The 24,997-nt window shown below is 61.7% G+C and carries 26 protein-coding genes; 11 read left to right on the top strand and 15 right to left on the bottom strand.

Annotated elements, in window-relative coordinates:
• Positions 1-67: 67 nt before the first annotated feature.
• Entirely contained in the window at positions 68-532 is a 465-nt protein-coding gene (locus RSO67_RS06870; protein ID WP_184518298.1) for a DUF488 family protein, read from the bottom strand.
• Positions 533-677: 145 nt separating this feature from the next.
• Between RSO67_RS06870 and RSO67_RS06865 the strand changes: the two genes are divergently transcribed.
• Positions 678-1,640: a tripartite tricarboxylate transporter substrate binding protein gene (locus tag RSO67_RS06865; RefSeq protein WP_315842874.1), complete on the top strand. Its 963-nt coding sequence runs from the start codon at positions 678-680 to the stop codon at positions 1,638-1,640.
• A gap of 16 nt (positions 1,641-1,656) precedes the next feature.
• Here RSO67_RS06865 and RSO67_RS06860 read toward each other — a convergent pair whose 3' ends face one another.
• Both RSO67_RS06860 and RSO67_RS06855 read right to left on the bottom strand, forming a co-directional pair.
• Complete coding sequence (locus tag RSO67_RS06860) at positions 1,657-2,460, bottom strand: DUF72 domain-containing protein (RefSeq protein WP_315842873.1); 804 nt, start codon at positions 2,458-2,460, stop codon at positions 1,657-1,659.
• Positions 2,461-2,495: 35 nt separating this feature from the next.
• The gene (locus RSO67_RS06855; protein ID WP_315842872.1) at positions 2,496-3,803 is read right to left on the bottom strand and encodes a M20/M25/M40 family metallo-hydrolase; all 1,308 of its coding nucleotides are present in this window, start codon (positions 3,801-3,803) and stop codon (positions 2,496-2,498) included.
• A gap of 455 nt (positions 3,804-4,258) precedes the next feature.
• Between RSO67_RS06855 and RSO67_RS06850 the strand changes: the two genes are divergently transcribed.
• Both RSO67_RS06850 and RSO67_RS06845 read left to right on the top strand, forming a co-directional pair.
• Positions 4,259-5,392, top strand: a complete 1,134-nt coding sequence (locus RSO67_RS06850) for a glycosyltransferase family 2 protein (RefSeq protein WP_315842871.1) — start codon at positions 4,259-4,261, stop codon at positions 5,390-5,392.
• 7 nt (positions 5,393-5,399) lie between these two features.
• Positions 5,400-6,908 (top strand): glycosyltransferase family 39 protein, encoded by a 1,509-nt coding sequence (locus RSO67_RS06845; protein ID WP_315842870.1) that lies wholly within the window; start codon positions 5,400-5,402, stop codon positions 6,906-6,908.
• 50 nt (positions 6,909-6,958) lie between these two features.
• On the opposite strand, the gene RSO67_RS06840 is transcribed toward RSO67_RS06845, so the two are convergent.
• Positions 6,959-8,335: an outer membrane protein gene (locus RSO67_RS06840; protein WP_315842869.1), complete on the bottom strand. Its 1,377-nt coding sequence runs from the start codon at positions 8,333-8,335 to the stop codon at positions 6,959-6,961.
• 370 nt (positions 8,336-8,705) lie between these two features.
• Between RSO67_RS06840 and RSO67_RS06835 the strand changes: the two genes are divergently transcribed.
• Complete coding sequence (locus RSO67_RS06835; RefSeq protein WP_092146820.1) at positions 8,706-9,155, top strand: helix-turn-helix transcriptional regulator; 450 nt, start codon at positions 8,706-8,708, stop codon at positions 9,153-9,155.
• Here the strand turns inward: RSO67_RS06835 and phhA are convergent.
• A complete protein-coding gene (phhA, locus tag RSO67_RS06830; protein ID WP_315842868.1) occupies positions 9,141-10,028 on the bottom strand; it encodes a phenylalanine 4-monooxygenase in 888 nt (295 codons plus the stop codon). The genes RSO67_RS06835 and phhA overlap by 15 nt on opposite strands.
• Before the next feature lie 282 nt (positions 10,029-10,310).
• Here phhA and RSO67_RS06825 point away from each other — a divergent pair, with 282 nt between their 5' ends.
• Positions 10,311-11,285, top strand: coding sequence for a tripartite tricarboxylate transporter substrate binding protein (locus tag RSO67_RS06825; RefSeq protein ID WP_315842867.1), 975 nt, complete (start codon positions 10,311-10,313; stop codon positions 11,283-11,285).
• 111 nt (positions 11,286-11,396) lie between these two features.
• Here the strand turns inward: RSO67_RS06825 and RSO67_RS06820 are convergent, their stop codons facing one another.
• Positions 11,397-11,861 (bottom strand): carboxymuconolactone decarboxylase family protein, encoded by a 465-nt coding sequence (locus RSO67_RS06820; RefSeq protein WP_315842866.1) that lies wholly within the window; start codon positions 11,859-11,861, stop codon positions 11,397-11,399.
• Between the two features lie 31 nt (positions 11,862-11,892).
• Entirely contained in the window at positions 11,893-12,396 is a 504-nt protein-coding gene (locus tag RSO67_RS06815; protein ID WP_315842865.1) for an Rrf2 family transcriptional regulator, read from the bottom strand.
• Positions 12,397-12,577: 181 nt separating this feature from the next.
• On the opposite strand from RSO67_RS06815, the gene RSO67_RS06810 reads away from it, so the two are divergent.
• Positions 12,578-15,127, top strand: a complete 2,550-nt coding sequence (locus tag RSO67_RS06810; protein WP_315842864.1) for a diguanylate cyclase — start codon at positions 12,578-12,580, stop codon at positions 15,125-15,127.
• A 164-nt stretch (positions 15,128-15,291) separates the two neighbouring features.
• Here the strand turns inward: RSO67_RS06810 and RSO67_RS06805 are convergent, their stop codons facing one another.
• On the bottom strand, positions 15,292-15,813 hold the full coding sequence (locus RSO67_RS06805) for a DUF6886 family protein (RefSeq protein WP_315842863.1): 522 nt from the start codon (positions 15,811-15,813) through the stop codon (positions 15,292-15,294).
• A 155-nt stretch (positions 15,814-15,968) separates the two neighbouring features.
• On the opposite strand from RSO67_RS06805, the gene RSO67_RS06800 reads away from it, so the two are divergent.
• Together RSO67_RS06800 and RSO67_RS06795 are read left to right on the top strand one after the other, a co-directional pair.
• Complete coding sequence (locus RSO67_RS06800; protein ID WP_315842862.1) at positions 15,969-16,670, top strand: DUF899 family protein; 702 nt, start codon at positions 15,969-15,971, stop codon at positions 16,668-16,670.
• A gap of 478 nt (positions 16,671-17,148) precedes the next feature.
• A complete protein-coding gene (locus RSO67_RS06795) occupies positions 17,149-18,285 on the top strand; it encodes a DUF2778 domain-containing protein (protein WP_315842861.1) in 1,137 nt (378 codons plus the stop codon).
• A 45-nt stretch (positions 18,286-18,330) separates the two neighbouring features.
• Here the strand turns inward: RSO67_RS06795 and RSO67_RS06790 are convergent, their stop codons facing one another.
• From RSO67_RS06790 to RSO67_RS06770, 5 genes are all read right to left on the bottom strand, one after another.
• Positions 18,331-19,245, bottom strand: coding sequence for a tetratricopeptide repeat protein (locus RSO67_RS06790; protein WP_315842860.1), 915 nt, complete (start codon positions 19,243-19,245; stop codon positions 18,331-18,333).
• Positions 19,246-19,314: 69 nt separating this feature from the next.
• Positions 19,315-19,590, bottom strand: a complete 276-nt coding sequence (locus tag RSO67_RS06785; RefSeq protein WP_089264967.1) for a DUF1488 domain-containing protein — start codon at positions 19,588-19,590, stop codon at positions 19,315-19,317.
• A 15-nt stretch (positions 19,591-19,605) separates the two neighbouring features.
• Complete coding sequence (locus RSO67_RS06780; protein ID WP_068736084.1) at positions 19,606-19,785, bottom strand: hypothetical protein; 180 nt, start codon at positions 19,783-19,785, stop codon at positions 19,606-19,608.
• Positions 19,786-19,847: 62 nt separating this feature from the next.
• Complete coding sequence (locus RSO67_RS06775) at positions 19,848-20,144, bottom strand: hypothetical protein (RefSeq protein WP_315842859.1); 297 nt, start codon at positions 20,142-20,144, stop codon at positions 19,848-19,850.
• Positions 20,141-20,404, bottom strand: a complete 264-nt coding sequence (locus RSO67_RS06770) for a hypothetical protein (RefSeq protein WP_093756427.1) — start codon at positions 20,402-20,404, stop codon at positions 20,141-20,143. Before RSO67_RS06770 ends, RSO67_RS06775 begins: the two co-directional genes overlap by 4 nt.
• Before the next feature lie 277 nt (positions 20,405-20,681).
• Between RSO67_RS06770 and RSO67_RS06765 the strand changes: the two genes are divergently transcribed.
• Complete coding sequence (locus RSO67_RS06765) at positions 20,682-21,509, top strand: transglutaminase domain-containing protein (protein WP_120292670.1); 828 nt, start codon at positions 20,682-20,684, stop codon at positions 21,507-21,509.
• A gap of 55 nt (positions 21,510-21,564) precedes the next feature.
• Positions 21,565-21,990 (top strand): hypothetical protein, encoded by a 426-nt coding sequence (locus RSO67_RS06760; protein ID WP_315842858.1) that lies wholly within the window; start codon positions 21,565-21,567, stop codon positions 21,988-21,990.
• Between the two features lie 90 nt (positions 21,991-22,080).
• On the opposite strand, the gene RSO67_RS06755 is transcribed toward RSO67_RS06760, so the two are convergent.
• The gene (locus RSO67_RS06755) at positions 22,081-22,833 is read right to left on the bottom strand and encodes a glucose 1-dehydrogenase (RefSeq protein WP_315842857.1); all 753 of its coding nucleotides are present in this window, start codon (positions 22,831-22,833) and stop codon (positions 22,081-22,083) included.
• Positions 22,834-22,916: 83 nt separating this feature from the next.
• On the opposite strand from RSO67_RS06755, the gene RSO67_RS06750 reads away from it, so the two are divergent.
• On the top strand, positions 22,917-23,255 hold the full coding sequence (locus RSO67_RS06750) for an ArsR/SmtB family transcription factor (RefSeq protein WP_315842856.1): 339 nt from the start codon (positions 22,917-22,919) through the stop codon (positions 23,253-23,255).
• A gap of 69 nt (positions 23,256-23,324) precedes the next feature.
• On the opposite strand, the gene groL is transcribed toward RSO67_RS06750, so the two are convergent.
• Entirely contained in the window at positions 23,325-24,968 is a 1,644-nt protein-coding gene (gene groL / locus RSO67_RS06745; protein ID WP_093756421.1) for a chaperonin GroEL, read from the bottom strand.
• Positions 24,969-24,997 lie beyond the last annotated feature (29 nt).

The raw sequence follows: 24,997 nt of genomic DNA, 5'->3' as shown, positions 1-24,997 counted from the left end.
GATAAGCCGCCGTCCAGTGTGGATAAGTGAGAATCCGAAAAATCTGCTTGGAGTGATCTAAACGCCGTCAGAGCTGCGGCGGCAGCAGGTTCTGAACCTTTGCACCTTCGCGCTCCTCGATGATCTCGGCGATCCATCGCCGATGACAGTGTTCGTGGTCGCGCTCGTAGCAGAGGATGCAGACCGGTCCGGACTTTGTCACCAGCGCCGCCAGCTCATCCATCTCCTCCCGTGCCTGCGGTGTCTTGAGATGCGCCATATAGATTTTCTCAAGCGCTGCGAGCTTGCCGCTACGCGCGGCTTCGCGGCCGTCCTTGGGTGTGCCCAGTCCGCGCAGATGGATGTAGCCGATGCCGCGCTCGTCGAGGCCGGCGGCAAGCTGATTCTTGGAGAAACCCGGCCGCCGCGATGCGGCGACGGCACGTACATCGACCAGCAGCTTGACGCCGGCATTTTGCAGTTCATCGAGCACGGCCTTCGCGGGCGTCTGCTCGTAACCGACGGTGAAGAGGCGAGGTATCTTGCGAGCCATGTGAGCATCCAAGTGATCGACAAATGATTGGCACAATGTCGCGGCCAGCCGCGAGGCGTTGCTCAGATCTGCAACATGACACATAGTCAACTCAACAAACTCCGCCAATTCAATGGCTGATATCACCGGGGGAATAATGCTTCGCATGGTTGGTGCTTTGAGCGTGATTGCGCTCGCGCTTGTGTCTTTTCATTCTGCAGTGTCGGCACAGGGCGCGTATCCGGATCGTCCGGTCAGGATCATCGTGCCGATCGCGCCTGGCGGGAGCTACGATCTGGTCGGACGGCATCTTGCCGATGCGCTGGCAAAGCGAACGGGGCAGGCGTTCTTTGTCGAGAACAAGCCCGGGGCGGGCACTGTCGTGGGCACGCAGGCTGCGGCCCAGAGCGACGCCGACGGCTATACGCTGATGGTTGGCGGCCTCTCCAACATGGCCTTCAATTCCGCGCTTTACGCCAAGCTTGCCTATGATCCGCTCAAGGATTTCGTGCCGGTCGCGCTGGTCTACAAGTTTGGCTACGTCATGGTTGGCCGCAAGGATCTGCCGCAGCAGACGCCGAAGGAAATCGTTGCCGCCGCACTGGACAAGCCGGGGTCGATCACCGTGGCGACCGCCGGCGTCGGGACCGGCCAGCAATTGGTGGCCGCGGCCTTCATGAAGTCTGCCGGCGTCAAGCTGCAGGAGGTGCCTTACAGGGGATCTCCACCGGCCTTCGCCGATCTGCTGGCAGGCCGCATCGACCTGTTCTTCGACTCGATTGCGGCCGGGCTACCTTATGTGCAGACGGGGCAGGTGAGGGGCATCGCGGTGCTGTCGTCGAAGCGGAGTCCGCTGGCGCCCGACGTGCCGACCATGGCGGAAGCGGGCGTGCCGGGTCTCGATGTGGATTCATGGCTGGGCATTTTCGTGCCGGCCAAAACGCCGCCTGCGGTGATCGCCAAACTCCGTCAGGATATTCGGGCTGTGTTGCCCGATCTGAAGGAGCGCTTCGAGAAGAGCGGCGGCGAGCCCTGGGATATGCCCGACGACAAGCTCAACGGCTTCATCGCCTCCGAACACGCGACCTGGACGAAATTGATCCGCGAGGCCGGCATCAAGCTGGATTGAGTAGCGCCCGCGGGCGTTACTTTAGCCGTTCGATCAGCGCCATCGCGCCGTGCGGTGCGCGCACCTTGGCCTCGTGAATCACATAGGCAAACACGTCGCGCGGCTGCTTCTTCACTTTGCCATCGCCGACACGTGGCAGGTCGCCGGGCTCGCCGCCGCCAGCCCAATCCTGAAAGCGCTTGACCCAGGCATCAAGCGCCTTGGGCGGATAGGCGGTCGGGATCGAATCCTCACCCTTCTGTAGGCGCAGATAAACGAAGTCCGCGGTGACATCAGCGATCGCCGGATAGGTCGCGTGTTCGGAGAACACAACGGGGATCTTGTGCTCGCGCAGCAGGGCGATGAAAGCCGGCGTGCAGAAACTGTTATGCCGCACCTCGACCACGTGGCGCAGGGCGCGGCCATCCAGTTCGCGTGGCAGCAGTTCGAGGAAGCCGCCGAAATCGGCCTCGTCGAATTTCTTGGTCGGCATGAACTGCCACAGCACCGGGCCAAGCTTGTCGCCGAGTTCGAGCACGCCGGAATCATAAAAGCGCTTCACGCTATCGCCAGCTTCTGCAAGCACCTTGCGGTTGGTGGCGAAGCGCGGGCCCTTCAGCGAGAACACGAAATCATTCGGCACCTCGCTCGCCCATTTGCGAAAGCTCTCTGGCTTCTGCGAGCCATAATAGGTGCCGTTGATCTCGATGGAGGTCAGCTTGGAGGCGGCGTAGCCAAGCTCCTTCGCCTGGGTCAGCTTTTCCGGGTAAAATGTCCCGCGCCACGGCTCGAAGGTCCAGCCGCCGATGCCGATACGGATTTGTCCGGATTTCGCAACCATTGTGAGGCCGATCCTTTCAGTATTCGCCGTATTACTCAGTGTCGCGCCGGCAGCACTGGCTTGGTCACACCCTCCACGCCGGTCAGCACAAGCATCGTGAGCAGTGCATTTTGCGGCCCGATATACGCATCCACGGGCTTGTACCATTCATTGCGCGAATGCCAGTTGCCGCCCTGGCCGCCGCCGCCGATGGTCACCGCAGGAATGCCGAGCGACATCGCGAGATTGGAGTCCGTGCTGGAGCCGGCAAAGGTGACATGGGGCGCGCGGGTCAGCGCGGTTACGGCGCGCGCGGTCGCCTGCACGAGGGGAGAGTCTTCCGCGACAACGCCCGCCGGACGGTCGCCAATCAGTTTGATCTCGACAGTGATCTTGTCCGATCCCCAGCGCTTGTTTTCTTCACCAACTGCGTCCTTCACCTGATCGAGAAGCCTCGCTTCGAGTTTCAACAGTTCTTCGGTCGAATTCGATCGCATGTCGATCGTCATGCGTGCTTCGGCAGCGATGGCGTTGACGGATGTGCCGCCATTCACCGTTCCGACCGTGAAGGTGGTTTTTGGATCCGCGGGTGTCTGCAGCTCCGAGATTTTCGCGACCGCGCGGCCCAGCGCATGGGTCGCGCTCGGCAAGCCGAATTCCTGAAAACTGTGACCGCCCGGACCCTTGAAGATCATCTCGTAGCGGTGGCTTCCTGTTCCCTGGTTGACGATGCGCGTGACGCCGAGGCCGTCGATCGAGATGAAGCCGTCGATGTCCTTGTTGTCGCGAAACAGGGCTTTGACGCCGCGCAGATTGCCCAGCTCTTCTTCGCCGACGCTGGCGACGAACATGACGTCCCCGACCGTCGCGATCTGCTGCGTGTTGAGGGTCTGCATCAAAGACAACAGGGCCGCGAGCCCACGGGCATCGTCACCGATCCCGGGCGCCAGATAGACGCCGTCCTTTTCCTTCACCGTGACGTCGGTCCCCTCGGGAAATACAGTGTCCTGATGTGCGGAGATGACCAGCTTCGGCGTTCCGGCGGTGCCCTTGCGCCGGGCGATCACATTGCCCTCGGCGTCAATCACGGCGTCCTTGAAGCCCAGTTCCTGAAACCGTGACAGAATATAGTTGCCGCGCACGTTCTCCTTGAACGGAGGCGCGGGAATTTCGGTGATCCGGATCTGCTCTTTCAGGGTGCGGGCGTCGTCGGCCTTGATGGCCTCGAGCGCAGCCATGACGCGCGAATCGGACAGCAGTGTCGTCGTGACGGTATCAATTGTCTGCGCGGTGACATGGCTGGTGCCGAAGGATGCCAGCGTCAGCGATGCAGCGAATAGGCATGGTCCGAGCGAGCGTCGCATGGCATCTCCGATTATCACGCGCGGAGACGATTGTGGTCGCGGTTCAGGCGGGGCTTCCGCCTCAGAAAACCGCGCGAACGCGCCGCTGTTGACCGGGGCAAGGTAGCGGGCACGGGCAAGACTGGCTATAGCTCGCCAGCAACAGAATGGTGCCAGAGTGCGGTGTTGCGGCCGGACTGTGGCGTTGAAACCAGTGCCGGATACCCTTGCGGAACGGCTCCAGCATCCCTATCTTGTCTGCAACGGCGACGTTGATGCTTAACAGCTCCGGCGCTGGAACGACCTTGAATAGCTCGGTGCGCCGGATGTACGTGCGCCTGTTGTTCGGGGTCGTTGGCATTTCTGGGCCGCTTTTGGCCATTCCCCCTCTGATGGCTTGTTCCGGCGCCTGTTAAGGCCTCGCCGTTCCCTGTCCGCCTTGGCATGGTCCGGCGCGGCAGATATATGCTGGCGCCATGAACGAAGCCATCAGACCGGGGCCCGGACAGATATTGCAGGCGGGCGCTCCGCTGCAGCTGTCCGTCGTCGTCCCCACTTTCAACGAGCGCGGCAATGTCGCCACCCTGGTGCAGCGGCTGGACGCGGCGCTGGTCGGCATTTCCTGGGAAGTCATTTTCGTCGACGACAATTCGCCGGACGGCACGGCCGACGCGGTACGTGAGCTGGCGCGGGGTGACTCGCGCGTGCGCTGCATCCGGCGCATCGGCCGGCGCGGCCTGTCCGGCGCCTGCATTGAGGGCATGTTGGCCTCCAGCGCGCCCTGCGCGGCCGTGATCGACGGAGACTTGCAGCACGATGAGACCCAGCTAGGCAAGATGCTTGGTCTGATCGAGAGCGGCGCCGCCGAACTGGTGATTGGCAGCCGCTATATCGAGGGCGGCAGCGCCGACAGTTTCAATCAGCAGCGGCTCGGTGCCAGCAAGTTCGCGACCGCGGTCGCGCAGCGGGTGCTGAAGGTCGAGATCGCCGATCCGATGAGCGGCTTCTTCATGATCCGCCGCGATCGTTTTGAACAACTGGCACCGAGACTGTCCACTCAGGGCTTCAAAATTCTGCTCGATGTCGTGGCGACAGCCGGGGGCGACCTGCGCGTCATCGAAGTGCCTTACACCTTCGGTTCGCGGCTGCATGGCGAGAGCAAGCTCGATTCCATGGTGGCGCTCGATTTCCTGGGCCTCGTGCTGGCAAAGCTGACCAACGATACCGTATCGCTGCGCTTCCTGCTGTTCGCGCTGGTCGGTTCGATCGGTCTGTTCGTGCATTTCGCCGTGCTGTTCGTCGCACTTGAAGTCTTCGATGCGCCATTCGCCGAGGCGCAGGCCATTGCGGCGCTTTGCGCTATGACCGGCAACTTCCTGCTCAACAATTTCCTCACCTATCGCGACCAGCGGCTGAAAGGTCTCGGCATCATCCGCGGTCTGTTGATCTTCTACGTGGTCTGCAGCGTGGGTCTGCTCGCCAATGTCGGCGTGGCTTGGTCGGTCTTCGACCAAGAGCCTATCTGGTGGCTGGCCGGTGCGGCCGGCGCGCTGATGGGCGTGGTCTGGAATTACGGGATGTCCGGCCTGTTCGTGTGGCGGAAACGGTGATCGCTGGATGACCACGCAGGAACTGCGGCTGGTTCGCGGCACCGCGGCCGTGGTCGTCGGTCTGGTGCTGCTGCGGCTCGCGGCGGCCGCATGGACGCCGCTGACCTTCGACGAAGCCTATTACTGGATGTGGTCGAAGCATCTGGCCGGCGGTTACTACGATCACCCGCCGATGGTCGCGGTGGTGATCCGGCTCGGCACCATGATCGCGGGCGATACCGAATTCGGTGTACGCGTCGTCTCGGTCCTGCTGGCGTTGCCGATGAGCTGGGCGGTGTATCGCACGGCCGAGTTGCTCTTCGGCGGTCGACGGACCGCGTCAACGGCGGTGATCCTGCTCAATGCGACGATGATCACGTCGGTCGGCTTGATGATCGTCACGCCGGACGCGCCGGTACTGGTCGCTTCGAGTTTCGTGTTGTTGGCGCTGGCCCAGGTGCTGGCCACCGGGCAGGGCGCGTGGTGGCTCGCGGTGGGCCTGGCCGTCGGCGTAGCGCTGCTATCGAAATATACCGCACTGTTTTTCGGGCCGGCGATCCTGATCTGGTTGATTGCGGTGCCGAAGATGCGGCGCTGGTTGATCTCGCCATGGCCCTATCTCGGCGGTCTGGTAGCGCTCGCAGTGTTCTCGCCGGTGCTGTTCTGGAATGCCGAACATGGCTGGGTGTCTTTCATCAAGCAACTCGGACGTGCCCGGATCGATCACTTCAATCCGGCCTTCATCGCTGAACTGATTCCGACGCAATTCGCCTTCGCGACACCGCTGGTGTTCATTCTCGGCGTGATGGGCCTCTATGCCCTAGCCGTCCGCAGGCCCGGCGCGTGGCCGGCGCGGGTGCTGCTGAATGCAATGTTCTGGGTCATCGTGCTGTATTTCGGCTGGCACGCGCTGCACAGCCGCGTCGAGGCCAACTGGTTCGCGCCGGTCTATCCGACGCTGGCCATCATTGCTGCCGTCGCGGCAACCATTGTGCAATGGAAGCCGCGAGAGCAGCGCACGGTGGACTTCTGCCTGCGCTGGGCGGGGCCGACCGGCGTCGTGATGTTCACAGCACTGGTGGTGCAGGCCAATACGGGTCTGCTGTCCGGCTACAAGCGTGACGCGACAGTACGCAGCATCGGCGTGGGGTTCGTTGAGCTGGCGGCCGACGTCGAGGCGGTTCGCGTCCGTGTCGGGGCGACATGCGTGGTGGCGCCCGATTACGGCACCACGGGTTGGCTGACCTTCTATTTGCCGAAGGGGACCTGTGTCTTCCAGCGCACCCAGCGCATTCGCTGGGTGAACATGCCGGAGCCGAGCGCAGAGCAGCTGTCTGGCAAGCTTTTGCTGGTGGGTGAGCAAAATGCCGCTGCCAATCCGGAATGGCGGGCGGCTTTTGCGAATATCGAGAAAGTGGCTGACCTCAAACGCAAGCGTGGCCCGCTGGTCGTGGAGAATGTCGAGCTGAACCTTCTCCAGGACGCGAAGGGCGATGTACTTGATCGGTCGCCGCCACCCGAGATGTTGCCGCGTTAGGCAGCGCGACCACCATCGCTTGATAGCGCGATGGCGGTCGGCTGTCGCGTTTATGGCGCAAAGTGATAGTTCACGCCGATCTTTCCGAGCTGCATGCTCTGCGCAATATCGGAATTGAAATAATAGGAGCCGACGGTCGGAGGCGCGTTGATGACGCCTTCGAGGCTCGCTTTGTCATGACCGAAGCCGATGTAGTTGTACTCCGCCTTGACGGACCAGCTTGGCGCGAAGGCGTATTCCACGCCGGCACCGACCACGTAGCCGGTATGGATACGAGCTCCATCGAGATTTACGAACATCGGGCCCGACACCGCCGATATCGCATGATGATCCCCGGCGACGGCGACACCGCCCTTGAGATAGGTCAGCCAGCGCTCGTTGGTCACCATACCGATGCGCGCGGTAGCCATCGCTAGCCAGTCAGTTCGCGAACTCATGTCGAGATTGCCGCCGACGTTGATGCGGGTACCCCCGCCAATATCACCGCCGACCAGTTCGCCTTCGACGCCCATGACGATCACGCCGAGCTGCACATTGGCACCGATCTGGCCGCCGCCGAAGCCGCCGGTCATCGAGAACTTGCCAACCGGCGTATAGTCGCGCCAGTCGCCTTGTCCAGATCCGTAGCCGGCCTGCGCACCGAGATAGAGCCCGGTCCAGTCGAATCCCGACTGTGCGTATTGCAGCGGCGGGATCGGCTTGGCTTCGTTCGGAGCGCCGAACTGGTAGTTCGCGCCGAGCTTGATGAGATGCAGCGTCTGCTTGGTCGAGGTGGTGGAGGCGATCGGCCCGGCAGAGGCCTGAGTGCCGTTAAAGTCGAAGTCGTGGTCGGGGAAGCTGATGAAATTATATTCGCCGCGTAGCGACCAGCTGTTGGCAAGCGCATATTCCATGCCGGCGCCGACGACCCAACCCCGCCGTGTCTCGCTGCCGGATAGTGTGATTCTGTCCGGCCCCGGCACCGAGACCTGAACGTCGTAGCCGTGATCTTCATTGGCCCAGGCGAAGCCGCCCTTGGCGTAGGTGAGCCAGCGGCCATTGGCGAAGCCAACGCGCCCGGTCACGGTCGATAACCAGTTGATTTGCGACGTCTGGGTCAGTGTGGCCTGGTTCAGAACGCTCACCGAGCGATTGCCCTTGATGCCGCTAAAGCTGATGTCGGCCTCGATGCCGAGCAGCAGGTTGCCGATCTGTTGATTGTAGCCGGCCTGAATGCCGCCCAGCGCGCCGTCGGTCCCGATATTCAGGATCTGCCATTCAGTCGCGCCGAAACCGTAACCGGCATGAACGCCGGCGTAAAAGCCGGTCCAGTTATAGGCGGGGTCGATCACAGGAGCCTTGGTGTAGGCGCGGGCCGGCACATCTGCGGCGATGGCGGCATTGCCGAGGCTGAGGATGCCGATGGCGCCGAGGAGAAGCTGTTTCATGTCGTTTCCTTGCAGGTGCGCTGGCGGCCTTCGAGGAATCGGGGCTGCTTCGCGCGTCATTTCGGCAGCGACCATGTATAAAAATACCGCTCTCGTCGTGGTCGTAAGCGCGTGACTCGTGCTGGATCGCGCACTTGGCGTCGCATTGTGAGCGGCTGTCGCTGCTCGGTCTCACCTGGAAGTACTACTGGGGAGCGCGATCGCGGGACCACACGACGACCACCGGCCAACGACTGACGGGTCATCACCGGGGCGCAGTGCGCCGCTATGGTTTCAAAAGATGATAAATTATCGTCGTCGGCGTTGAACCAAAGTCAGGGGTCCGGACGACCTATCTCCGCACACATTGAAATGGGCGGTGATTGGGAACATGGAAAACACAAATCTCGCATTCAGCAGCCACTCCGACTTTGGATCCGATCGTGCCAAGGTGCACAGCATCGAAAAGCCGGACCCCGTGAACCTCACCGAGGTCGGCGGCCTGCGCGGAGCGCGGATCGCCAGCGTGATCAGTCAGATCAACGAGAGCTTTGCTGACCAGCAGTTCTCGACCCGGGTGGTCGCCGAGAAGCTCGGCCTGTCCGTCCGCTACGTTCAGGATTTGCTGCAGGGCTCCGGCCTCAGCATCACCGATCGGATCATGGAGTTGAGGCTTGAAAAGGCCCGCAGCATGCTGACCGGCGATCGCCAGTGCAGCCTGAAGATCAGCGAAGTCGCGGCCGCCTGCGGCTTCAACGAACTATCCTATTTCCACCGCAGCTTCCGTCGTCGCTTCGGCGCGTCGCCGGCTAAATTCCGCATCCAGTCAATGAATGGCTGACGCGCGCTTGCGCTTGAAATAGTCCAGCGTCCCGCGGCTGATGACGTGATCCTCTGGGGTTACATCGTCGGCCGCGATGTCGTCTGCTCTGGCCAGGCGGGTATAGAGTGGGCCGAAATCCTGATAGCTGTCCTGCAGCAGTTTCTCGAAGCTCTCGATGACGAAATAGCTCTGCTGGAAATCATCGATGATGTAGTTTGTCCGCATCACGCGTTCGAGATCGAACGTGATCCGGTTCGGCGAGGCGTCTTCCAGGGCGAAGACCGACTCTGTTGCTGACGACAGAATGCCGGCGCCGAAGATGCGCAACCCGTCCGCGCTCTTCATCAGTCCGAACTCCACCGTGTACCAGTACAATCGTGCCAGGTTTTTCAATCGGCCGAGCGCCATCGCGCGCTGGCCGCCTTTTCCATAGGCCTCCATGAAGTCGGCATAGACCGGGTTCGCCAATAGCGGAACGTGCCCGAAGACGTCATGGAAGATGTCGGGCTCCTGCAGGTAATCCATTTCGTGTTCGGGGCGGATGAAGGCGCCGGCCGGGAAGCGGCGATTGGCAAGATGATCGAAGAAGATCTCGTCAGGCACCAGTTCGGCAACCGGCACGATCTGCCAGCCAGTCAGCGGCTTTAGACGTGCGCTCAGTTTCTCCAGATCAGGAATCCCGGATTCGGACAGCTGCAGCGTTTTCAGTGCGGCGAGGAATTCGTCGCAGGCACGGCCTTTAAGGACGGTCTGCGCGCGGGCGAACAGACGGTCCCAGCGATCATGCTCGGCGGCGGAGTAGGAGCCCCAGTCCTGGTCCAGCGTGAAGTCCGGGCGTTTCGGGGCGTTGAGGTAGCGGCTCTTTTCGGTCGAATGATCCAGCTCTGTCATGACGCTCTCCGACTTCGACGTTTCGATCAAACATAAGACACCGCTGTCGAGAGAGAAGTAACTTCTCACAAGGACTTGTTCGGCGACAGCAATCCACCACCCTCTGCGCTGCATTTGCAATCGCATTTCCTTGTCGGAAACCCGTCTCGATGACATTTTCAGTGGTAACAAACGTGCTCCCACATCGCTGAAATGATTGCGAAATCTCTGCGAAACGTCGCGGGAGCCACGGGCAAAATACTCTCATCATCGATCATAAGGAATACGACCGTGCGGTCCGTCATGTCTTCTCGCTTCCTCTCAGGCGCTTTCGCGGCAGTGCTGCTGGTTTCCGGCGCAACAGGGGCTTTCGCTGACAACTGGCCGAGCCGGACGATCAAGCTGATCGTTCCGTTCCCGCCGGGTGGCGCTGCGGACATCACCGCACGGGTCTATGCCGACAAGCTCGGCGAGGCGCTGAAGCAGACCATTGTGGTCGAGAACAAGGCTGGTGCCGGTACGGCTATTGCTGCCGACGCTGTCGCCAAGGCGGATCCAGATGGCTACACGCTGTCGCTGGCGCCTGCAGGGCAGCTCACGATCCTGCCGCATATCAACAAGACCATCTCTTACGACCCCTTCAAGAGCTTCACGCCGGTGGCCATGCTGACGTCGGTGCCTTACGTGCTCGCGGCCAGCCCGGATACGCCGGTGTCATCAGTCAAGGAGCTCGTCGCTGCGGCCAAACGTGAGCCCGGCAAGTTCACCTATTCGTCGTGCGGACCCGGCACGCTCTGCCATCTGAGCGGCGAGCTGTTCAAGAGCCTGACAGAGACGGATCTGCTGCACGTGCCGTTCAAGGGCAGCGCTCCGGCTGTGAATGCGCTGCTCGGAAATCAGGTGAACCTGTCTTTCGACACGCTGACGGTGCTGGCGCCGCAGATCCGCGACGGCAAGGTCAAGGGTCTCGTGATTACCAGCCGCGAGCGCTCGTCGCAGCTTCCCGATGTGCCGACGCCGGCGGAAGCAGGCGTGGCTGACTTTGTCGTCGACTCCTGGTTCGGCCTCGTCGTACCTGCAGGGACGCCCGATGCCATCGTCGATCGCCTGAACGCCGAAGTGGTGCGCATCGGCGCGCTGCCGGATGTTCGCGAGCGTCTCGAAAAGCAGGGCCTCAGCATCACGACCTCGACGCCTCAGTCTTTCGCCAAGACGATCAAGGACGATTACGCCCGCTGGGGCAAGGTCGTGGATGCGTCTGGCGCGAAGCTTTTCTGACCACTAGCCATATTGCCTGACACATCGGTCGGGCAAAGCAGAAGCCAAGAAAGGCCGGGTTGATGTTTCAACCCGGCCTTTTGCTTGTCGATGATCTGCTGAAGCCTGTGTTCAGGCAGCAGCCTTCGGCTTCTCGATCGGATGCGGAACGCGGAAGCCGACGGCGAGACGGTTCCAGGCATTGATGGCGCCGATCGCCACGGTGATCTTGAGGCATTCCTCTTCCGAGAAATGCGCGCGCAGCGCTTCATAATCGGCATCGGGTGCACGGGTCTGCGCGATCAGCGTGACCGCATCGACCCAGCCGAGGAGGGCACGCTCGCGCGGCGTATAGACCGTGGATTCGTGCCAAACCGACATCATGTTGATCCACTGCTCGCTGAGACCGTCGTGACGGGATTCCTTCACATGCATGTCGACGCAGAAGGCGCAGCCATTGATGATCGATGAGCGGAGCTTGATGAGATGGACGATCGCAGGCTCGAGGCCGCTTTCCTTGACGACATATTGATCGAGCGCGGCGACGGCCTTGTAGGCGTCGGGGGCGGCCTTGGCGATGTTGAGGCGGGCTTGCATGGTCTTTCTCCTTGGTGTGCGGTTTCAGGTTTCAGTTGGCGTTACGGCGACGTTCATTGAGTTCCAGAAAGGCGCAGCCGCGGGCGGCGATGGCGCCGTCAGTATCCTTGGCGCGGAGATCGCCGAGCACATCGGCGATGCTCACCTTGGCCAGCTCATCGCGATAGACGCGCTCGGCGCGCAACATCGCGGCATTGATGCCGCAGGGCGCCGTCGGTTTGCCGGGCAGGGGATTGGGGCCGCGCTGGCGGATTTCACTGCAGCGGAAGGCGGAAGCGGTGCCTTCGACGGCAAGGACGACATCGAGCAGGGTGATCTGGTCTGGCGTCCGGGCAAGGCGATAGCCGCCGGTCGGGCCAGGCTGTGCGATGAGCAAGCCGGCCCCCGAAAGCGCCTGCAGGTGTTTCAGGAGATAGCTGGTGGACACGCCATGAAATTCGGCGAGGGCGCCGGCGGACAACACGCCGTTCGATTGCAGGCCTGCGAGCATGGCCACGCTGTGGATCGCCTGCTCAACCCCGTCGCTCATCTTCATGGCTTTATTCCACCTCTATCGTGGATAATTATTATCCGTGATTAAGGATGTCGTCAAGTGTCCGGTTCTGAGGTGGTTCGCGGGTGGGCAGCGCAACAGAATCTAAATCCCGATGCCGGTATCACCCGACCTAGGTACTGTGATCCGAAGCCGGGGGCCGGGTCAGTTCAGGGAACTCGACATGGCATTGCGTGACTTGCTGGCGCCGCAGGCGCGGCGGACGACTTTCGTTGCAGCAGCCATTCTCGGAGCCGGCCTTGCCGCGACATTCGCCATTCGCGAATTCTCGGAACGCCTGATCGCGGCCGATATGCAGCGTCGCTTCGCTGCCGACGCCGTCGATATTTCCAATGCGATCAGCGAACGGCTGCGCACCCACGCCGAAGTACTGGTCAGCATGCAGGGGTTGTACGCCTCGATTGGCCGTGTCGATCGCGCCCAGTTCCGACGCTACATCGATGTGCTCGATCTTGGCCGCCGCTATCCCGGCTTCCAGGCCTTGCAGTCGCTGCGTCATGTGACGCCGGACCATCTCGATGCCTTCGTTGCCGAAGTTCGTGCCGACAAGAGCATCGAGCATTCCGGACAGCCGGATTTCGCCCTGCGTCCGCCGGGGCCACGATCAATCTACAACGTGGTCGAATTCGTAGAGCCGATGCGCGGCAACGAAAGTGCGCTGGGCTTCGATGCCGGCGCCAATCCTGCACAGCTGGACTCGCTGCGGCGTTCCGCGGAGACCGGCCGGATTGTCGCGACGCCGCCGGTCAAACTGGTGCAGGACACCTCGGGTGGTCTCGGCTTCATTATCCGCGCACCGATCTACCGGGCCGGCGAGCCCACGCAGACCGTCTCGCAGCGAAACGCAGCGCTCCACGGTTTCGTTGCATCGGTCTATCGTACCAATGACCTGATGCGCGGCATCCTCGATCCGCGCACGCTGCAGCAAATGCATATCCAGGTGGTTGATCGCGGTTATGCCAAGCCGACGCCGGAAGGCGTCATGATTGGCGAGCCGGAAGATGCGACCGTCACTCCGACCCTCATGTATGACAGTCTTGAGCCCAATCTCGGTCTCGTGACGCAGATGGTGATGTCGGCGGGGATCTCGGCGGATCGTTCGCTGGTTGTCGGCGAGCGCGTATGGCGCGTCCTGTTCACCGCCAATCCCGGCTCGATCTACGAGGTCAGCCATATAGTGCCGAACGTCGTCCTCGCTAGCGGCAGCGCCATCAGCCTCTTGATGATGCTGCTCGCCGTGATCACGATGCGGTCGCGCCGGTTGTCCGGCAATCTCAGCACGCTCGATGCCGAGCAGCGCGCGCTGGTCGACAATCCGCTGGCAGGCATCCTGTTTACGGCCGGCCATCGCATCCTGCGCGGCAATCGCCGGATCGCCGAACTTTGCGGTCGCAGCTCCACTGCGCTTCCCGGCAACACGATCGACGAGTTGGTTGCGACGAAGGCGGACGGGGAGGCGTTCGATGCCGCGTTGAATCGTATTCGTGACAGCGCCATGGCGACGGAAGTCGAACTGCATCTGCGCCGCAGCGACGGCTCCACGCTGCTGGTGGATGCCTATGGCAAGCCGCTGGCTACCGGCGATATCCTCTGGGTGATCCAGGACAAGACCGACGCACTTGCTGTCGAGGCGGAGCGGCGGGCACATGCGCAGGCTATGGAGGAGGCCAACGAACGGCTGACGACCTCGCTGCAATTATCGGAAATTCGCGCCAAGGAAATCGTGCTGCTCACTGAACTCTCGGGCGTGCTGCAGTCGTGTCAGTCGCGCGAAGAGATTTTTGCGGCGGTTCAGACCTATGCAGGCTACCTGTTCACGGAAGAGGCGGGCGCGCTGTACTATCTAAATAACGCACGCAACGCAGTTCAGCGCGGCGCCCATTGGGGCGCACTACAGGCCGATGCGGTATCGTTTCCGGTCGATGACTGCTGGGCGCTGCGTCGCGGCACGACATTCCCGATTTCAGAGGCGAGTCAGGGATTGGTCTGCAATCATGCCGGTCCGTGCGGTATCACCGGTACGGGGTTCGTTTGTCAGCCGCTGATCGCGCAGAACAACCTGCTTGGTCTGCTGTATCGCGAGCATACCTCTGTGTTCGGTGAGGGGGCGGATCAATTGGCGACGATGCTGGCCGAACAGGTGTCGCTGGCGATGGCCAATCTCGAACTCCGCGAGTTACTGCGTCAGCAGGCGGTGCGCGATCCGCTGACGGATCTTCACAACCGCCGCTACCTCGAAGATGCCCTGGTGCGCGAGACCACGCGCAGCCAGCAGGACGGCAAGCCGCTCGCGCTGGCGATGCTCGACATCGATCACTTCAAGGGTATCAATGACAGTCACGGCCATGAGGCGGGTGATGCCGTGCTGCGCGGCCTCGGCAGGATATTGCGCGAGACGACGCGCGCCTCGGATATCATCGGCCGGTTCGGCGGCGAGGAGTTCCTGATGCTGATGCCGGGCGTCACGGTCGAGGTTGCAGCGCAGCGGGCGCAGCAGGTGCTCGATGCCGTGCATCGCATGCAGGTGACGTTGCCATCGGCCATGCTCGATGGCGTCACACTGTCGATCGGTCTGGCAGTGATGCCGGTGCACGTCGCTAACGGTGACGACCTGCTCGCGGCCGCCGACGCCGCGCTTTACGAGGCCAAACGTGAGGGTCGCAACCGCGTCGTGGTCAGTCATCGCCGTGCGAAGGCCGATACTGCGGCCTGAGCTCGTGGGTCATTGTGAGATGGATAAAACGTCGGCACTTCGCTGAAGCTATACCCGTCACACATCGCGACAACGAGCGACGAATGTCGCGAAGATGCTACGATCCTACGGCTTCTGAAATCCAGGCATGCTTTGTCGGTTTAAGGCAGCTCGATCGATCCGTCCTATGCATTGCGGAGGCGAATGCCGCTGACATGCAGCGATGTCTCCCACAAGGGCGCCAGCGTCTTCAGGGACGGCAGGACGCGCAATTCGACGCCGGCGGCTTCCAGTGCCTTTTCGATGTTGTCGATCCGCTCCATGTTCAGCGGCATGGAAGGCGTGCGCGAAATCCACATACCCGCATCGTCCAGCGCTTCAAACCCGTCCGGCGAAAGCTCGTAGCGATAGATGGTGGTATGGGAGAGTCTGTCCAGCCAGCTGAGTTCGATATGCGCAACCATGCGGCAGGTGGTCATCTTCTTGTAGGCCGTGAGGTATTCCGGCGTCGTGCTCGCTGTCGGCCAGACAAAAATACGCGGGCAGTCTGGTGGGAACAGATACATCGGCGCATGCCAGTCATCGATCGCCCAGACCAGGGGACCGTTGAGCCACTCTTGTCCCTGGGCGCGAGGCGTTGCCACCTTCACCGGCCGTGGCATGAAGACTTCGATGTTGTTCTCGTCGCTGAAATGAAACAGGCGCATGGCGCACTCATGGGCGTCGGCGTGCAGGGCGTCAACTGCGATGCGGACTCTTGAACCGCGCACAATGAACTTGTTGCTTTGTCATGTCGGATCGGCCGGTCCCGGAACGTCTTTCAGACGGAACACGTTGAAATTCACCAAGGGAGGATCATGTCATGACCGGTTCCAGCCTGACGCCTGCGCCCGAACTCGTGAAGAAGGCCAGTTTTCGCTATCCCAATGAGAGCCGTGAATACCGCGATGCGCGTAATGCGTTGCTTGTCGAGGAGATCGAACTACGGCGTCAGATCGAGCGCGTCGCGGAGCTGCGTCGTGCGCTGCCAGATGGCGGCGAGGTGACCAAGGACTACGGCTTCATCGGCGAGAAGGGCCCCGTGAATTTCGCGGGTCTGTTCGGCGACAAGCAGACGCTTGTCATCTACTCCTACATGTATGGGCCGCAGCGCGAGAAACCTTGTCCGATGTGCACATCGCTGCTGTCGGCATGGGACGGCGAGGTGCCTGACATTACTCAGCGCGTGGCGCTGGCCGTTGTGGCGCGCTCGCCGATCGAGCGGCTGGTCGCCTTCAAGAAGCAGCGTGGCTGGCATTACCTGCCGCTGTTCTCGGACACCTCCGGCGAATTCAGCCGTGACTATCACGGGCTGACCAAGGACGGTGGCGACGACGCTGCCTTCAACGTCTTCACCCGCCGCAGCGGCAAGATTCGCCATTTCTGGAGCGGCGAGATGGATGGATCCACGGCCGATCCCGGCCAAGACCCGCGCGGGGCGCCGGATCTGATGCCGCTCTGGACGATTCTGGACGTTACGCCGGAGGGGCGGGGCACCGACTGGTATCCGAAGCTAAGCTATTGAGGTTTCTGTGGTTTGGTAGCCAATAGCTCCCTGAAAGAGGATCATAAGCGTTGCCGGGAGACCGCCGTAGCGGACATGGTTCCCGGCGCAACAGCCCCACACTAGGCCAATGGCCTAATCACAGCGCGCCAATAGTTCGGGCCGGGCGTGACCCAAAACCCCAGCGCGCCTGAGACCGGCCTGCGAGAGCTCTAGAGCTCTCGCAGGTTCCCCGAATTTGTCCTTTCACTTACTCAAAAAGGCCATGATTGGCAGGCCTTTAGGTAGGTATCGGTGGGGGACCTCCAATTAATCCGCATTTAACTAAAACTCGCCTTAATGGCGTTTCGCATCGCTGTGCGGTGCTTTTCGAGACCTGTGTGTCTCGTCAGGCACAACGGGCAGGGAGCTTAGTAAACGTGTGTTGGACGTCAGGCGTATGAGCAGCAGTAAACGTGCGTTGAACCATTCTGCACCCTCACGCCGAGGCCCGCACCAGGTGTCTAAATCCAGTTCACGCATGTTCGTGACGGGCGCAGCTCTTGCCGCCGTCGCATTGACCGGTGGATGGACGCTCGCCGGCAAGCTTTTCCAGAATGGCGTGGAGCCTGCGATGGTCTCGGCCAATCTCGGCAATGATGCAGGCGTTGGCCAGTCGTCCTTCGCCGAGCGCTTCGACGGCCGCTTCTCACGCACCGAACACCGCACATCCTTCTCCGAGCGTTTCGAGCCGGCCGTCAATGCGCCGCTCGCTGCCGCGCAGACCGAACCGAAGCGTCAGGTCGCCTGGTTCGACCCGACCTATTCGATGGGCGCCGCGCCCGAGCGCTTCGTCAAGCGCAACCCGGCTTCTGAAGCTGTTGTACCTGCACCAGCCGCGAAGCCGCAGGAAGTCGCACTGATGCAGCCGGCACCGACGGTACGCCAGCTCGTCGACAGCATTCCGATGCCGGCCGCGCGACCCTCCGATGCCCGTACGCCGTCCGCGCCGCAGCAGACAACACAAGCGCCGTCGCAGCCGGTCGCACAGGCCAGCGCCGCCAGGGGCGGTGCCTACGGCCACGACTCGCTGGTTCAGAAGGCGCGGCTGGCGCTGGCTGCGCAGCCCAAGTCCGGCAATTTCAACGTCTTTGAAAAACTGTTCGGTGGCAACGCTCCGCAGTCGGGCCCTGTGCTCGCTTATGCAGGCTCCGACGGTGGCGTGCTGAGCAACGGCACCGATGCGGCGGCCAGCAATGAGCCTACCCTGAGCGATCGCACCACCGCGGTCTACGACATCTCCGCGCGTAAAGTGTACATGCCCGACGGCACCAAGCTGGAAGCGCATTCCGGCCTCGGCAGCCGTCTCGACAATCCCGCTTATGCCCATGAGAAGATGCGCGGCGTGACGCCGCCGCACATCTATGATCTGAAGCCGCGCGAGGCTCTGTTCCATGGTGTGGCCGCGCTGCGCCTCACGCCGGTGGGCGGCGAGGGCGCGATCCATGGCCGCACGGGTCTGCTCGCCCATACCTACATGCTCGGCCCCAATGGCGATTCCAACGGCTGCGTCTCGTTCCGGGACTACAACAAGTTCCTGCAGGCCTATCGCAACGGCGAAGTGAAGCGCCTCATCGTAGTCGCCAAGCTCGACTGACCGAAGTAACAACCTGTCGCCCGTAAAGGTGACGCGTGGTCGGCACTATGAGCCGACCTTCGGATCGATCTTTCGTGCGCTCGCGACATCTGCCGCGCCGCCCGTAATGTCGCCCATTTCAAGCCGTGTCATGCCGCGCAAATAGAGCGCCTTGGCGTATTTCGGATTGATGCGCAGCGCCGCATTGAAATCGGCCATGGCGCGGTCATTGTCACCCTTGTCGGACCACACGCTGCCACGATTGGTCAGCGCCGCCACATAGGTCGGTGCGATGCGGATCGCCTCGTTGTAGTCGGCGATGGCACGATCGTTGTCCCCCTTCAGGCTGAAGGCGAAGCCGCGGTTGAACACCGGGCAGGGGTCGTTCGGATTGATCCGGATTGCTTCGCCGAAATCGGCGATGGCGCGTGCATGATCGCCCTTCACCAGCCAGGCGCCGCCGCGATTGCTATAGGCGCCGGCTTCCTGCGGATTGAGACGGATCGCCATGTCGTAGTCGGCAATGGCGCGGTCGTTGTCATCCTTGGCGTACCAGGCGACACCGCGATTAACATAGGCATCGGTGTTGTTGGGATCGAGATCCAGCGCGACGTTGAAGTCGCGGATGGCGCGGTCGTTGTCGCCGCGGGCGAGCCAGAGATTGCCGCGCATGAAATAGGCGCGGGCATAATCCGGGTTCAGGCGGATGGCTTCGTCGAAGGCAGCCATGGCAGGGCCGCTCTCGTGCCGTTCATTATATTCGAAGGCACGGTTGAAATGCAGCTCGGCAAGCTGGCGGCCGCGGTAGTTGCCTGACGCGATGGCGCGGTCGCAGGCCGCGATCGCCAGGACGCCGGAGGCATCGGTACATTGCTGTGCATCGTCGGCGGCAGCTTGCGCGATCGGCATTGCTGCGCTCGCCAGCATGGCAGCGAACAGGACGCGGATGGCGCAACGGTTCAGGCTTGGAAAGTGGCGCATGGCTCGACCTCTCGCGTGTGACAGGCGTTGGTCACACCGCGAGGAGGAAGGGTTCAATGGTGGGAGAGGCTACCGGAAATCGATGCTGCGCAGCACGATACCGGGCGGCTTGCCCTCAAATTCGGCGTTCGCGAATTTGCGCGCTGCGCAGGCCTCGATGCGATCACGCAGCCGGACGAATTGCTCCTCGCGTTGTTCAGGCTTGGTGCGTTTCGCCTTTTCGAGCTCGTCCATCGCACTGGTGCTGATCGCGCAGGTGACTTCGGTCGCGTCATTCATCATCGAGAACAGGACAACCATGCGATTATATTCGAAGCTTTGGAAAACACCGTGTGTAAGCGCCATCGTCGTCTTCCCGCGTTAGGCCTTGCGCTTCGGCACAACAGGGTTGAGTTCAGCGATCTTGCGCAAGCATTCGGCCTCGGTGGGATGTGGGCCCGTAACAAAGGTTCCGCTGATCTTGGTGCTGTACCAGCCGGACTCGACGCCGAGGCGGAGAGATTCTGCGACTTGAACGTGACGGTGCAAGAGGTTCTGCATGAGGATGCTTTCGGTTGAGCGCTGGCTGCTGCGGGATCGCTGCGACCTGCGTAATGATGGGATCAGTCGTTGGCGGCAAGCCGCGTGAAGTCGTCCAGCACGATCGCGATCAGATCGCGGTGCTGGGTATCCTGTGCGCTGAGCGATGCGCCGTAGAGATTGAGGACGTAGCGCGCCTTTGCTGCAGCCTCAGGCCATGTGGTGGCCGGCGTGGTCAGTAACTGCTCTTCGAGTGCCAGCTGCCGCTCACGCAGTGCTGCGGCATTGGATCTGACTTCGGCGAGACTGCGTCGGATATCGGTGGCTTTCTGTGCCGCCATGCCGCGGCGGCTATCCAGCTCGACGGGAGTGTCGGTCATGGTGCGCTCGCATCAATGCGCTGCACATCCGCCAGCTCAAGCGACCCAATGGAGATCATCTCCATGGAACTTGTATGGGGCGGTGCACCAGGCACGATGATCATGGTCGCCGTGCGCCGATAGCTGGCGAAGGACAGTCCCTCGATCATCTCCTCATCGGTGATGACGTCATACGACCCTGCCGGGATCAAACGACCAAGGCCCTTCAACTGGAAAGGATGCTTGAAAGTAACGGTCTCACGGCGCGATCTCGTGGTCACGCGCGCATGTCGCTGCTGAGATCCGGCATCCGTTCAGCGTGCGCCTATTCACAGACATTAGCCATCGATTTCTTTGAGCGATCCGGTGTTTCGTCGAATTTCGCTATGATTGTCTTGTTATTGGACGTTTTGTCGCCATTTCGAGGATGTATCTGACATCGATGACATTCTCGCCGACGCTTGCGCTGGGTTTTTCTCGCAAGATCGTCGTGCAATGTGCAACGCTTGCGATGTCTCGCTTTTGAAATCAACGATTTGCCGGGATGAGGTGTTTTGCATGAAGATCCGTGTTGGCTACGAGATGATCTATGATTTCCCGCAGCCGACGCCCGTCATGATCGTGATGGGCATGCACTTCACGCGTGCCTCCGACGTGGTGGTGCCGGACTATCTCACGATAAATCCCTCAGTTCCGATCACGCCCTATCGCGATGGCTTTGGCAACTGGTGCAGCCGCATTGTTGCGCCGACGGGCCGCATCACGTTCAAAGCCGACGGGATCGTCAACGATAGCGGCAAGCCGGACATTATCGTGCCGTCAGCCATCCAGCACGCGGTAGAGGATCTGCCGGCCGAGACGATCGTCTATCTGCTCGGCAGCCGTTACTGCGAGACGGATCGGCTGTCGGACGTCGCCTGGCAGCTGTTTGAGAAGACTGTGCCTGGCTGGGCGCGCGTGCAGGCAATCTGCGATTTCGTGCATAACCATATCCAGTTCGGTTACGAGCACGCACGCGCGACCAAGACCGCCTGGGACGCTTACAACGAGGGGAAGGGCGTTTGCCGCGACTACGCACATCTGGCCATCACCTTCTGCCGCTGCATGAATATTCCAGCGCGCTACTGCACCGGCTATCTCGGTGACATCGGTATGCCGAAGCCATGGGCCGACGGCGATTTCGCCGGCTGGTTCGAAGCCTATATCGGCGGCCGCTGGTATACATTTGACGCCCGCAACAACATCCCGCGCATCGGACGTGTGTTGATCGCGCAGGGCCGCGATGCCGCGGATGTGCCGATCACGCAAACTTTTGGGCCGAACACGCTGGTGAGTTTCAAGGTGTGGACCGACGAGATCGACGAAAGCACGCAGGCGGTCAACTGACTCGCTTTGTGGGCTCTGTCGTTACACTCGCTTAGGCCTGCATTTTCAGCAGCATGTGAGCGGCCAGGAAGGAACCGAGCGCGCCGCTGAGAATTTCACCTGTCATAACTTCGTAAGGACAGGACCGATGGCAAACACTCTGACAAGCCTGACGACCGCGGTGGCATTGATTGCGGGTTCCAGCGTCGTGGCTTTGGGCAGCGGCACGGAGGCGCAGCGCGAAGCCTGCACGCCGGATGCGTTTCGCCTCTGTACATCGGCAATGCCGGATGAGGGGCGGGTAGAAAATTGCTTGCGCAGCGCAGGACCGCGCTTGAGCCGCGCCTGCTATGATGTGTTCTTTCCGCAGATCGAGCACGATCAGGCTCAGATGATGCGTGGGCAGATGCCAATGCGCGAGCGAGCACAGCCTTCGGCTCCGGATCGCATGCAGACACCGTCGATGCCACAGATGCCGCCGGCCAGCGGTGATGATGATTGATGCAAAGCGGACCAGGTTTGACGCGAACGAAGAAGGCGGCGCCGATTGCGCCGCCTTTGAGGTATGTCGGACGAACCGTCGAACTGCGCGTTATCTGAATCCGCCAGTAACGTGCAGCGTTTCGCCGGTCACATAGGATGCCGCATCAGAAGCCAGGAAGGCCACGACGGACGCGATTTCCTCAACCTTGCCGATGCGGCCCATGGGCGTGACGGATTCAATCCACTTGCGCATGTCGCCTTCATGGAATCCGGCCGACACCACGCCCTCGGTCGCGATCATGCCGGGATTGACGGCGTTGACGCGGATCTTGCGTGGCGCAAGCTCCTTTGCCAGTACCGATGTGATCGCATCGACCGAGGCCTTGGTCGCGGTGTAGACCGCCGAGCCCGGTGGAGTGATCGTCGAGACGCCCGATGAGATGTTGATGATGCTGCCGCCATTGGCGTTGAAGTGTCTGGCCGCTTCCTGCGAGGCGAGCAGCAGCCCGAGCACGTTCAGATCGAAATGCCTGTGAAAGTGCTCCGGCGTAATGCTGTCGAGAGGGGCAAATTCGTAGACGCCCGCATTGTTGACGAGAACGTCGATCGGCCCGAACGCCTTGACGGTCTCGGCCACCACGGATTTGGCGCCGTCCGGTTCGGCGAGATTGCCGTGCACGGCGATGGCCTTGCCGCCCTTGGCGGTGATCTTCGCAACGACCTCGTCGGCGCCCTTCTTGCTGGATGCGTAATTGACGGCGACAGCAGCGCCCCCGGCGGCGAGCTGGATGGCGATTTCAGCGCCGATGCCCTTTGAGCCGCCGGTCACCAGCGCAACTTTGCCTTCGAATGTCTTGGTCATGGTCGTGATCCCTCTTGGGTGCTTCAGTAGTTCGGAAGTATGGAACTATTGAACCAACGCAAGGGGGCGCCTATATCTTTTTTGTGGCTCAGTTCGTTCACCCCGCGACCAAGGACATCACGCTGGCCGGCGTGCTCTCGGCGCTGGCTGATCCCATTCGGCTGCAGATCGTCCGGGGCTTGCTGCAGGAGAGCGGCTGCCTGTCCTGCACGGCGGCGTCGCCATGCCCGACCATCGCCAAGTCCACTTTGTCGAACCATTTTCGCGTGTTGCGCGAGGCGGGTCTGATCCAGACCAGCAAGAAGGGCGTCGAGCATCAAAACGCGGTGCGGGCGGCCGATATCGAAGCGCGGTTTCCCGGGTTGCTGATGGCGATCCTGGCTTGTTCAGTCGAGCAGCCAACGGTGGTCGAGGTCGCCTGAGGCAGCAACAAAAACCCCGGCATCGCTGCCGGGGTTTTGCATTCTTGATACGTGCCTGAATGGCTGGACTTAGAAGTCCATGCCGCCCATGCCGCCGCCCGGAGGCATGCCGCCTGCGCCTGCGCCGCCCTTCTTGGGCAGCTCGGCAACCATGGCTTCCGTGGTGATCAGCAGGCCGGCAACCGAAGCTGCGTTCTGGATCGCTGCACGGACAACCTTGGTCGGATCGATGATGCCCTTCTTGAGCATGTCGCCGTAGGTGCCGGTCTGCGAGTCGAAGCCGTAGCTGTAGGTCGCGGTCTCGAGGACCTTGCCGACGATGACCGAACCGTCTTCGCCTGCGTTGATGGCGATCTGGCGAGCCGGAGCCGACAGGGCCTTGCGGACGATCTCGACGCCGGTCTTCTGGTCGTCGTTCGCGGTCTTGATCTTCTTCAGCTGTTCCGAAGCGCGGAGCAGAGCGACGCCGCCGCCGGGGACGATGCCTTCTTCAACCGCAGCGCGGGTCGCATGCATCGCGTCATCAACGCGGTCCTTGCGCTCCTTCACTTCGACTTCGGTCGCGCCGCCGACGCGGATGACGGCAACGCCGCCAGCCAGCTTGGCGAGACGCTCCTGCAGCTTCTCACGGTCGTAGTCCGAAGTGGTCTCTTCGATCTGCGCCTTGATCTGCGCCACGCGTGCTTCGATGTCGGCCTTCTTGCCGGCGCCGTTGACGATGGTGGAGTTTTCCTTGTCGATCATCACCTTCTTGGCGCGGCCGAGCATGGCGAGCGTGACGTTCTCGAGCTTGATGCCGAGATCTTCCGAGATCGCCTGGCCGCCGGTCAGGATCGCGATGTCCTGCAGCATGGCCTTGCGGCGATCGCCGAAGCCCGGTGCCTTGACGGCAGCAACCTTGAGGCCGCCACGCAGACGGTTGACGACGAGGGTGGCGAGAGCTTCGCCTTCGACGTCTTCCGCGACGATGACGAGCGGCTTGCCGGTCTGCACGACGGCTTCGAGCAGCGGCAGCATCTCGTTCAGCGAGGAGAGCTTCTTCTCGTTGATCAGGATGTAGGCGTCGTCGAATTCAACGCGCATCTTGTCGGCGTTGGTGACGAAGTAGGGCGAAATGTAGCCGCGGTCGAACTGCATGCCTTCGACGACGTCGAGTTCGGTTTCGAGCGACTTGGCTTCTTCAACGGTGATGACGCCTTCGTTGCCAACCTTCTTCATCGCGTCTGCGAGGAACTTGCCGATTTCCGCATCGCCGTTCGCCGAGATGGTGCCGACCTGGGCGATTTCGTCGTTCGAGGTGACCTTCTTGGAGTTCTTGACGAGGTCAGCAACCACGGCTTCCACAGCCAGGTCGATGCCGCGCTTCAGATCCATCGGGTTCATGCCGGCAGCAACCGACTTGGCGCCTTCACGGACGATTGCCTGGGCGAGCACGGTAGCAGTGGTGGTGCCGTCGCCGGCTGCGTCGGCCGACTTCGAGGCCACTTCGCGCACCATCTGGGCGCCCATGTTCTCGAACTTGTCGTCGAGCTCGATTTCCTTGGCGACGGTGACGCCGTCCTTGGTGATGCGGGGCGCGCCGAACGACTTGTCGATGACGACGTTGCGGCCCTTCGGACCGAGCGTCACCTTCACGGCGTTGGCGAGAATGTCGACGCCGCGCAGCATCTTGTCGCGGGCATCAACGCCGAATTTCACTTCTTTAGCTGACATGTTTTGCTTCCTTGAAAATCAGGATGGGT

The organism is Tardiphaga sp. 709 (assembly GCF_032401055.1).
Taxonomy (GTDB): domain Bacteria; phylum Pseudomonadota; class Alphaproteobacteria; order Rhizobiales; family Xanthobacteraceae; genus Tardiphaga.
This window is presented reverse-complemented; position numbering and strand designations above follow the sequence as displayed.